The sequence below is a fragment of the Thiorhodococcus mannitoliphagus genome, from assembly GCF_010915725.1.
GTDB classification, from domain to species: domain Bacteria; phylum Pseudomonadota; class Gammaproteobacteria; order Chromatiales; family Chromatiaceae; genus Thiorhodococcus; species Thiorhodococcus mannitoliphagus.
Window position 1 is genome coordinate 1 of record NZ_JAAIJR010000162.1, and the last position, 10,589, is coordinate 10,589.

General features: G+C 62.7%; 9 protein-coding genes. 5 read left to right on the forward strand and 4 right to left on the reverse strand.

The annotated features are described in order from the left end of the window. Positions 1-125: 125 nt before the first annotated feature. Together G3480_RS23075 and G3480_RS23080 are read right to left on the reverse strand one after the other, a co-directional pair. A complete protein-coding gene (locus tag G3480_RS23075) occupies positions 126-737 on the reverse strand; it encodes a copper transporter family protein (RefSeq protein WP_164656494.1) in 612 nt (203 codons plus the stop codon). A 100-nt stretch (positions 738-837) separates the two neighbouring features. Further along, the gene (locus G3480_RS23080; RefSeq protein ID WP_164656496.1) at positions 838-2,106 is read right to left on the reverse strand and encodes a hypothetical protein; all 1,269 of its coding nucleotides are present in this window, start codon (positions 2,104-2,106) and stop codon (positions 838-840) included. 287 nt (positions 2,107-2,393) lie between these two features. Here G3480_RS23080 and G3480_RS23085 point away from each other — a divergent pair, with 287 nt between their 5' ends. Further along, on the forward strand, positions 2,394-3,356 hold the full coding sequence (locus tag G3480_RS23085) for an HAD family hydrolase (protein ID WP_164656497.1): 963 nt from the start codon (positions 2,394-2,396) through the stop codon (positions 3,354-3,356). Between the two features lie 474 nt (positions 3,357-3,830). On the opposite strand, the gene G3480_RS23090 is transcribed toward G3480_RS23085, so the two are convergent. After that, complete coding sequence (locus tag G3480_RS23090) at positions 3,831-5,000, reverse strand: zinc-binding metallopeptidase family protein (RefSeq protein WP_164656498.1); 1,170 nt, start codon at positions 4,998-5,000, stop codon at positions 3,831-3,833. 336 nt (positions 5,001-5,336) lie between these two features. Here G3480_RS23090 and G3480_RS23095 point away from each other — a divergent pair, with 336 nt between their 5' ends. The 3 genes from G3480_RS23095 (at position 5,337) to G3480_RS23105 (ending at position 8,944) form a co-directional block, all read left to right on the forward strand. Continuing rightward, positions 5,337-6,782, forward strand: a complete 1,446-nt coding sequence (locus G3480_RS23095) for a phospholipase D-like domain-containing protein (protein WP_164656499.1) — start codon at positions 5,337-5,339, stop codon at positions 6,780-6,782. Between the two features lie 13 nt (positions 6,783-6,795). Beyond that, positions 6,796-7,050, forward strand: coding sequence for a NifB/NifX family molybdenum-iron cluster-binding protein (locus G3480_RS23100; RefSeq protein ID WP_240906000.1), 255 nt, complete (start codon positions 6,796-6,798; stop codon positions 7,048-7,050). A 190-nt stretch (positions 7,051-7,240) separates the two neighbouring features. Next, on the forward strand, positions 7,241-8,944 hold the full coding sequence (locus tag G3480_RS23105) for an FAD-dependent oxidoreductase (RefSeq protein ID WP_164656503.1): 1,704 nt from the start codon (positions 7,241-7,243) through the stop codon (positions 8,942-8,944). Between the two features lie 207 nt (positions 8,945-9,151). Here the strand turns inward: G3480_RS23105 and G3480_RS23110 are convergent, their stop codons facing one another. Then, the gene (locus G3480_RS23110) at positions 9,152-9,577 is read right to left on the reverse strand and encodes a rhodanese-like domain-containing protein (RefSeq protein WP_164656505.1); all 426 of its coding nucleotides are present in this window, start codon (positions 9,575-9,577) and stop codon (positions 9,152-9,154) included. A 187-nt stretch (positions 9,578-9,764) separates the two neighbouring features. On the opposite strand from G3480_RS23110, the gene G3480_RS23115 reads away from it, so the two are divergent. Next, positions 9,765-10,382, forward strand: coding sequence for a hypothetical protein (locus G3480_RS23115; RefSeq protein ID WP_240906001.1), 618 nt, complete (start codon positions 9,765-9,767; stop codon positions 10,380-10,382). The last annotated feature ends 207 nt before the right edge of the window (positions 10,383-10,589 follow it).

Here is a 10,589-nt window from a genome sequence, read left to right on the forward strand (position 1 = left end):
CATCGTCACGTCTATTGCTTCGTCAAATCTGCAACAATCAAATAGCTTATGAGTGAATTATTCGCATTCGTCGCGCGCTCTAAGTCAAGAATTATTAAGAGCTAGTTCCTATACAGCATCTCAGACTAGAGCGGATCCGCGTCCCTGCCCTTAATCTTGCGCCTTGGCAAGGCCGGTTTCTCGGCATCGGCATCGATCACCTGCAGCCTTCGCTCCTGCATCGCCAGACGTCTGGAGGAAAGCAATTTCTCCTGACGACCCCGCACCGCATAGCCGACCGCAGCGCCGCCGGCAGCCGCCAGTGTCGCAAACCCAAGCGTCATGAACTGCGCCAGCATCATGGCCACGCCGACGCCAACCGTCCCACCAACCACGACTCCGGTCTTGAGGCTCATGCCCGCAGACGCCCGCTTCTGGGCCTTCGCCGCCTTGCGCTCACTGTCACGCGTCTCCTTGACACGCTGCTGCTCGGCCCGCACGCGAATTTTCTCACGCTCCTTGGAATAGCGCTCACTGACCTTGGAGACAACGCGATGCCGATCCGCAAAGACGATGGTATTGAACCAAAGCGCAACCACGACCCCAATGGAGGCACCCAGTGCGGTGAAGAGCGGCCAGGTCGTCCGCCAATCCGTGCTCAGAGCGGTGTAGACCAGGAGCACCGTCAAACCCTGGAGGAGGGAGATCCCGATCAAGAAGCGGATAAAGCTTCCGAGGCTGAAGGGAATGATGTTCATGATTGGATCTAAGCGCCTCCTTGGGGCGTTTGCGTCCGGATCGCGGCGAACACGGATGGCATTCAAACTTGAGGGGGTCGAGCAGTCAGGCGGCGATGGACTATCCAGTCCAAGCGTCCTCGACGCGCCTAAGATGAGCGAACTCACCCAACATCACAACCCAGGCGCCAGCGTTGATGCTTTGCTCTTGACTCGGGCTGCCGGGCAATTCTCTCAGTCTGTCGCGAATCATCCGCAAGCTCGCTGGCTGTCCGCTCAGCGCTTCGGGAATGGCACGATCGAAGGCATCGACGACACCATAGATGCTCTCGGGACCAAGATCCGATAGATCCGCAACCATCCAGGCCGCATCCGCACTCGGGGGTGTCAGACGGGGTGCGAGCGTCGCAACCAGAAAAGGCCCCGCGCCTCGATCAATCCGCGCCGCCAGCGCCTGCCTTCCCTGATGCCGAAGCGTCTGCACGAGATGCCGGCGCATGACGCCCGAGAGGTCTTGGGAGGTCTGATCAATCAATGGGGCTCCAATGCGCTCCGGATTGACCGGCACCAGGAACACGTGCGCCTCGGCGCTCGGTCCTCCGTTGCTCGCGTCGATCGATGACACATAGGTCTCGATCATCCGGAACAGCTCGCTGTAGCGCGCAGCGTCCTCGGGACGATCGATCCCACGCCCAAGCAGCACGAAGGTATAGATGCCATAACCAGGCACGGCATCCTCATAGAGCCGGTTCAGGGCCACAGCCGTCACCAGCTTGCTGCTTTCCCCTTCCGAGGGAAAGTACAGCATTCCGGATGAGGGGAGATCCTCGGGACCAGGATCCTGCTCGGCCTCCACCACCTTGGCGTAGCGCGCTAACCCGACAGCCGCTGCCGCGTCAATGCCAGGCTCGGAGCGGTTCCCGGCGATAGCACGCGCGCGCGCGACCACCGGCTCCAGCGCCGCGCCGCCGCCCCGCGCAACCATCTCCTCGACGACCGAACTCAAGCCACCACAGCCCCCCTGCAGCAGTGCCTGCGTTGCCGCCGCAGGATGAATCCCGGAGAAGTAAAGGTCAGCGACCAAGGCTCGCAGGCGATCGGACTCACGCAAACTCTGAGCACCACGACAGGCCTGCTCCACCTCTTGCGCCAGTGTGTCTGGGTCGCGACTGTACACGTAAGAGCCCGCGCCGCGCTGGATCGACAGCCCTGGATCGGCTGCGACAGTCCCTCGCCCGCGCGACGGCGGGACAGTGCCTGTCGCAAGCTCGGCGCCTGGCGATGCGATCAGGGAATCCGGACTGAGCATGGCGTCATCTGGACGCGGCGCCGGTGCAGACCCGCAGCCAACCAAGGTCAGGGGAATGACGATCAGCAGCCAGGCACGCATCCTGATCAGTCGCCGGCAAAGTTGAATGGCTCGGTAGATCGACACAGCAAAGCGCGCCTTGACTCGATTTAGATGCCCACCGCATGGAGCGGCCAGGCTGCAATAGCCCCGCATCATACCTGATGTAGATGCCTGATCCGAGGTTGATTTCGGCAAGCGAACTCGCATGCTAATAATAACGTCATGGACCCGGCCGATCCCAGGTGTGAGCCAGTCTCACCTCACCCTTATCCCAACGGCAAGCACTCAGACGATCAGAAGGCGGGGCTTATTTTGGAGGTTCGCCTGTGACCGAGGAAGCAAAGACCGAGTTCGTCGCCTGTATACACGCACACACCCAGCCCAGGGATCCAGAGCCATCCGGGCTGAGTGAGCGACTTGGGCCGCTCCCCGATGTGCGAGCGGTCCTTTTCGATGTCTACGGAACGCTGCTGACCTCGAAGACTGGACACGCAGGCCCGAATCCACCGTCCGACGCAGGCGCCATCGATGCCGCCTTGACGGCGGCAGGTTGGCCGAACGCGGAGATCCCGAAAGGACTGGACGTGGCTGCGGCACTCGAAAATCGTGTCCAAGCCTCTGCGGCGGAGCGCCGCAAGAAGGGCGAGGACTACCCGGCGGCAGACGCCCGCGCGATATGGCGAGACGTGCTCGCAAAGATCTTAGGCACCTCACCCAAGAAGCTCGATGCTGCCGCGATCGAGCGCTTCGTGGTTGAGCTTGAGTGCCGCATCAACCCGGTCTGCCCCATGCCTGACTTAAGAGAAACCTTGGCCGAGCTGCGCGCGCGCGATCTCAAGCTCGGGGTCGTCTCGGATGGGCAGTTCTACACCCCACTCGTCCTCGAAGCCGCCCTGGGGCTGCCACCAGCCGAAGCAGGCATCGAGCCGAGCTGCAGCCTCTACTCCTATCAGATCGGAGTCACCAAGCCGTCGCCTCTGCTCTACGAAGAGGCGATGATCGCGCTCGAGAATGAATTTGCCATCCTGTCCGATGAAGTCCTCTATGTCGGGAGCAGGTTCGAAGAGGGCATCCTCCCCGCCAACGCGATGGGTTTCAGAACCGCCCTCTACGCCGGCGACGCAGCGTCCTTGCAGCTCGGAGCCAATGACCTCGACGCAATGAGCCATGCCCCTCCAGACCGCATACTCACCGGCTTAGCCCAGCTCAAAGAGGTGCTCAGGGTAGCCAAGCCCAAGGACAGGCTCGCGGGCATTGACCTCGAAGCGGACATCGGCGGCGATGACTGACCTCCCAGCGAGCGATCCCGCGACGCAAGGCAATCCCTCCAGCACCGCCATAGCCGCTACACCGGCGTTCGCACATCACAGGGCTCTTGCTGGTCCTCGACCAGGAGTCGAGCGCCAGCGAAAACGGAAGCTCCCGCTGGACCCGCTGGCCCGAAAAATCCAGAGCGCGGCCTGGGCCTGCTGCGGCGCCACCCGCACCACCGCATGGCATCGCCAAGCGCTGGAGGGCGCGGCCAAGAGGCTTCGTGAGAATCAGGTCGCGAAAAATCGGCCTTCTCACCGAAATTAAGATGCGAAAAAGCCCAGATTCACACCGGGCCTGCTTCTAGAGCTTCTTGCCCCCTGCAAGGGACCTCCTAACGTCGGTCCAACCACAGCAGCTGGCCGGCGCGCATCACTCATGACCGCACCCGGCGTTGGATGCCACGAAAGCCTCGCGCAGGCTTGCGCTTGGGTGCCGACACCGACCACCGCTCAGGGCGAGATCCCGACGCGGCTCTCCCGAATCAGGTCGTGGATGAATTCCAGCTTGGCGATCACGGGTGGGGATAGGACGAAGGGATAGTGGTCGGGCTGCCCCATGCTGCGGTTGATGCTGTTGAGGGCAAAGGTCAGCGGAATCCAAGTATCGATAATGGGCTGGAAGTCCTTGATGGTGTAGGGATCGAAATCCGGGCAGGCCTGCTGCCGACTGCCGTCGGGCATACGGCGGGAGACGCTGATACCAAAGTGCTCACTGGTCTCCAGGGTGTCGACGATGTGCAGATAGTGGGCCCAGGTCTCCGCCCAGTCCTCCCAGGGATGCATGCTGGCATAGGCACTGATGAAACGCTCCTGCCAATCCGCCGGTGCGCCTGAGGCATAATGGGCTGACTGCGCCTGCGCGTAGTCGAGCCGTTCGTCGCCGAAACCTGCCCGGAATGCATCGAGCCGCCCCGCGTCCCTGATCAGTCGATCCCAATAGTAATGCCCAATCTCGTGGCGAAAGTGCCCCAGCAGTGTGCGGTATTTCTCGTCCATGTCCAATCTGACCTGCTCCCGCAAGGCCGGGTCCGCTTCGTCGATGTTGATGGTGATGAGCCCATTCACATGGCCGGTGAGAATCTGCTCCCCTTGGGGGGCGTCGAGACTCGACAGGAAGGCGAACCCCAAGCCCGCTTCGGGGTCTGCGAACTTCGTGGTGATGGGAAGCCCAAGGCGCAGCAGCCCGTACATGAGTCTGCGCTTGCTACGCTCGATACGGGCCCACTTCTGGAGATTGCCGGGTCGATTGAGGGAGGGAATGATTTGGCTCGGCTGGCAGGCCATACAGAAAGGCGTGCGCTGCGTGGCGGGCACCATCCAGTTGCAGATCCCGTACTGGCTGTAGTTCCCACACTTGCGATAGAGCTTCCGCGGCTTGGCTGTCAGCGCGGGCTCCTGAGAGCGACGGCGAAGCCAGCGCCCCAAGGCGCCGCTCGACGCCGTGCCGCCATCGCGGCCACTGCGCCCCTCCGGAACCCCCCAGAGATCGTCGCGAGACTCAACCAAGGCGGAAAGACGCATCTCGTCCGGCAGGAAGCCGAGCGTCGCGCCACAACGCATACACTGCGTGTTCTCGAAATAGACCGGCTGCCCACACAGCTGACAGCAGAAGGTTTTCATGGATGTTCCTCCTCGAGCGAGAGAGCCTCAATGGCGGCGATCATAGCCCAGGCAGATCGAAAGCGATGGGGCACGAGATACTCGAAGAGCCCACCTCCATGTTGTCACTAATAAAGTGTCCATCAACAACTTCCCCCCTTTCGCAAAGGGGGGCCAGGGGGGATTTCGGGCGGGATCGCTCGCATCGGGAAATAATTGATGGGCGTTCTCTAACCGAATCTCTACCAGGCCCCGCTTGCGCGCCGGCCCCCGCCGCGATCGACGACGCGCACCTAGCCCCCATGGAGCCGGTTCCGACCGACCCAGTCACAAGCAATCCGGTTACGAGCGATCTCTATGTGGCAATTCCTTGACAACTACTGGGTAGCGCTGCTGATCCTGATCGGCGTCGTCGCCCAAGTCGGCACCACGCTGCATCTCCTGCTCAATCGGCGCGATTCCGCCTCGACGGTGGGCTGGGCGGCCCTGGTGAGTCTCGCGCCCTTGACTGGATTCGCGCTCTATTGGGTCTTCGGCATCAATCGCATCGAGCGCAAGGCTCATCGGCTTCGCCCAGCCGGCTCACGGATAAGCCAACGCATGGAGATGGCGCTCGAGCACTGCGCGCATGAGAGGCTTGGGCTCCTCGGCCCGCAGCTCATCCAGCTTGGCAAGCTCGGCGATGCCGTGACAGGCGCTCCATTGGAGGCAGGCAACCGGGTCGACCCGCTCTACGGCGGCGATCACGCCTATCCCGAGATGCTCGCCGCCATTGATGCAGCGCAGCATAGCATTGCCCTCTCGACCTATATCTTCGACAACGACGAGCTTGGCCGAGGCTTCGCACGCGCGCTCAAGCGGGCTCAGGCGCGCGGGGTCGAGGTGCGGGTCTTGATCGATGGCGTCGGACAAAGATACAGCAGCCCGCCCATGGGCAGCATGCTGCGCGAGCTGGGCATCCGGGCCGCCCTCTTCCTGGCCCCGTCACTGCCCATCCGCAGCCAATATCTGAATCTGCGCAACCACCGCAAGATACTCGCTGTCGACGGGCGCATGGCCTTCACCGGGGGGCTGAACATCCGCATCGGCTCGATGCTGAGCGCGCATCCGAAGCACCCGGTCGAGGACCTGCACTTTCGCATCGAAGGCCCCGTGGTGCGCTTCCTCGTCGAGGCTTTCGCGGTGGACTGGCACTTCACGACGGGTGAGCGACTGTGCGGAGACAGCTGGTATCCGCAGCTGCGTCCGGCTGGAGACTCCCTGGTACGAGGTGTTCCGGATGGCCCGGACGAGGATTTCGATAACATTCGTCGCATGATGCTCGGCGCACTGTCGGCCGCACAGGAGCGTGTCCGCATCGTCTCACCCTACTTTCTACCGGACCAGACACTCATCACGACGCTGAACCTGACCGCGATGCGTGGCGTCGAGGTGGACATCCTGATGCCCGCCAAGAACAATCTGCGCTTCGTCCAATGGGCCGCTCAGGATCAAGCCGATCTGCTCTTGGCGGGCGGCTGCCGACTTTGGCTGACGCCCCCACCCTTCGACCACACCAAGCTGATGCTCGTGGACGACGTCTGGTCCTTCTTCGGCTCCGCCAACTGGGATGCGAGGAGCCTCCGACTCAACTTCGAGTACAACCTGGAATGTTACGATGCCGACCTTTCCGCCCGCTTGCATCGATTAGTGGACAGCAAGCTCGCGGGGGCTCAGCAGCTCACCTTGGACCAAGTCTGCACCCGCTCACTGCCGCTTTACCTTCGCGGCGCTTTCGCGCGACTTTTTGCGCCCTATCTGTAGCGAGAGAGCCCCTTTGGCCGACATCGCCAACCCCTTCGCCGAAGCGCATGAGCCAGGCCAGATCCCGACCTTCATCAGAGCGCAAGGCACCAAGGTCATACTGAACGGCGGCATGGGCGGACGCGCCATCGCGCTCTTCAAAAAGGCCGGCACCAAGACCGCCACCGACGCGACCGGCAGGGTGCGCGCATCACTGGAAAGCCATCTGATCGGCACCCCGGCGGCTGCCGCGCCCTGCACCGAGCCTCTTGCGCAGGGGCAGGGTTAGAGGCACTCACTAGACTTGGAAGGAGTCGGGTCAACCCCATGACATCCGAGGTTGGCCTGTGTTTGCCAAGGCTGAGGCAACCTCCGCCGGGCCATTCGCCTGGCCGCATCTCTTTCAAAGCCACACTCTGTTCAAGGTCGCATTTTCAACGCCACATCCAGTGGACCCGATCAACTTCAAGGATTCTCCTATGTCATCCCAACCCCTCAAGATCGTTGTCATCGGCGGCTCCGCAGCCGGTCCCAAGGCAGCGGCCAAGGCCCGCCGCCTAGACGAACAGGCATCGATCACCATCATCCAGAAAGAGGCCGATCTCTCCATGGCCTCCTGCGGTTATCCCTACTATGTCGGCGGGGTCTTCGATGACCGCAATCAGCTCATCTGCACCCCGGCCGGGATCGTGCGCGATCCCAATTTCTTCGAAAAGGCGAAGGGGATCGAGGCCCTGGTGCAAACCGAGGCCCTTTCCATCGACCGCACGGCCCGGACCGTCACCTGCAAGCACCTGCCGAGCGGTGAGACCCGGACCCTCCAGTACGACAAGCTGGTGATCGCGACCGGCGCAACGCCGCTGCGCCCGCCGGTGTCCGGGCTCGATCTGGACGGCATTCATACCCTCCACTCGCTGGGCGATGCCGATTCCCTGCGGAAGATTCGCGACGAGCGCAAGGTGAAACACGCCGTCATCGTCGGCGGCGGCCTGATCGGTTTCGAGGTCTGCGAGGCACTGCATCTGGCCGGCATCCGGACGACGGTTATCGAAAAGACGGGCTCGATCCTGCCTTTTCTCGATCCCGAGCTCTCGAAGCTGGTGGAGAACCATGTTCGCACCCATGACGCCGACATCATCACGGACAACGGGGTCGCCGCCTTCCTCGGGGAGGACGGACAACTCCGGGGCGTCAAGCTCGACAATGGCACCGAGCTGCCCTGCGAGTTGGCGGTGGTCGCGGTCGGGGTCAGACCCAACATCGCACTGGCCGAAGCGGCAGGGCTCAAGATCGGGGCGCAAGGTGGCATCGAGGTCAATGCATCCATGCAGACCTCCGACCCCGACATCTATGCGGCGGGCGATTGCGTGGAATGCACCTCGCTGATCACTGGAGAAAAGGTCCGCGCACCCTATGGCGATCTCGCCAATCTGCAAGGGCGAGTCATCGGACAGAATCTGATCCACGAAGGCAGCGCCACCTTTCCGGGAATCACCCACACCGGGATCTGCAAGATCTTCGACTACACGGTCGGCTTCACCGGCCTGAGCGCCAGCGACGCGCACGCACGGGGCCTGACCGACATCGAGACGGCGACCGTGGCCGGACTCGATATCCCCGGATACATGAAGGGCAAACTGCTGATCGGCAAGATGGTCGCGGACCGCAAGAGCGGTCGCGTGCTGGGCTTCCAGTGCATCGGCCCCGGCGATGTCAGCAAGCGGGTGGCGACCGTGGCGACGGCCATCCGCGGCAAGCTGACGGTCGAAGATCTGGCCAACCTGGATCTTCCCTATGCCCCGCCCTATTCGCTGGCGCTGGATCAGGTCATCGTGTCAGCGCATGTGCTCGAGAACAAACTGCTGGGACGGATGCAGAGTCTCTCGGTCACTGAGGTCAAGCAACGGGTCGACAGCGGCGCCGACTGCTTCATCATCGATACCCGCACCCCTGCGGAATTCGAGGAGCAGCGCCTTGGGATCGGCGAGCACCTGATTCCGCAAGGGGCACTCCGCGGGCGGCTCGACGAACTGCCTCAGGACAAGGACAAGGAGATCATCCTCTACTGCAAGATTTCCCTGCGCGGCTACGAGAGCGCAGCGATCCTCAAGGGACATGGCTGGCGCAACGTCAAGGTCATGGAAGGCGGCGTGGAAGCCTGGCCCTATCCGCGCGAGAAATAGCGCTGTCGTTACGCTGCATCCATTCAGCGTCTCTTGCACGCGGTGATGTGAAGCCTCACACAACCGCGTTGTGGGAACTGTGCTGCACCGAGACGGCATAGGGTTGCTGGAGGCTGGTCGCGCCGAGGGCGGCGCTCCCAGGACTTGACCGGCCCGCTCTGGCGGTCCGGACAGCCGGCAGACGCGAACGAAGCCACCCGCCCTGACTTACACGTAACGGGCTTCACGCTTGACCGGCATCTGCGCCTGCTCCCATCCGACGAACCCACCGAGCAGGCTGTAGACATGCTGGAACCCCATCATTTGCAGCACAGCCGCGGCCATGGCCGAGCGGCCGCCAGTGGCGCAGTAGGCAACGACAGGGCGCTCACGGCTGGAGGCAAGTTCAGGCAGTGACTTCTCGTAGGTCGAATCGGCAGCGGCCTCGAGGATCCCGCGCGGCACGAGAAGGGCGTTCTCGATGTGACCTTGCTCGTGCTCGGAGGATTCACGCACGTCGAGGATCATCAGATTCCCCTGCTCGGCCCGCATCTGCTGCAGCTCCTCTGCAGTCACTTCTTTGATGCAGGATTTGGCTGCGGTAACAAAGTCCATCAAGCCAACGGGCTTGCTGGGCGTAAAGACGTCATACATCGTGGTCTCGCTTCATTCTTGGTGGATACGCTGGAGCGCATCCATGCTTTGGGTCACACAAGTTAGGCTCTCGTCCAAGCGACGAGCCCGAGCGCCTTGCTCGACTCAGGAACCGCTTGACGGGGAGATGGCTTGCAACAAGGCCGAACGGGGCGCGCGAGGTTGCCTGGAGCAGGCGCGCTGAACAATGAGAAACATCAACGGCGGATCGAGCTTGGCGCGCTCAGTTCGCTTGCGCCGGGACAAGGACGCTGTCGCCGCCGGATCACGCGACAGCGACGTTCTTGGCGCTGCGCCTACAGTCTGGAACGTCCCTCGGGCGCAAGCAGGCCGTCTCTCACGAGCACTTTGGTGCCGCCTGCGACCGATCCTGTCCGGATACATCGCCTACTCGATTGCAGACCGGCCGGGGCTGACGCCCGGACTCATCGGCGGCATGCTGGCGGTCGACATGGGCGGCCCCATCAACAATTCGGCCTGCACCTTCGCCGTCGGCCTGCTCACCAGCGACACCGAGATACCCATGGCCGCCGGCATGCCCCCGCCGCTCGGCATCGCCATCGCCTCCCTGGTCGGCGGCGGCCGCTTCACCCAGGCTGAGCGCGAGGCCGGCAAGGCGGCGGGTGTGCTGGGGCTCGCCTTCATCACCGAGGGCGCCATCCCCTTCGCCGCCAAGGATCCGCTGCGGCCGGCGCCCTATCCATGTACCTCGGGGTTGAGCTGCACGCGCCGCATGGCGGGGTGTTCGTGCTGGCGATCCCGAACGCCGTCAATCACCTGGACTGGTATGCGCTCGCGATCCTGACGGGGACGCTGATCACGACCATCGCACTGCTGATCCTCAGAGGCTGTCTGAAAAACCTCAAGGGCGACTTTAGTCGCCCTTGGCACTGGCGGGAGGGCGAATGAATTCGCCCCTTGTATGTTCTGTTCTAAGGGATTGATAAGGAGGAGTGATAAACGGAGTTTATGAAGAGAGCCCGGGAAGCCGTTCGCCCCTGAAGCCTGGACG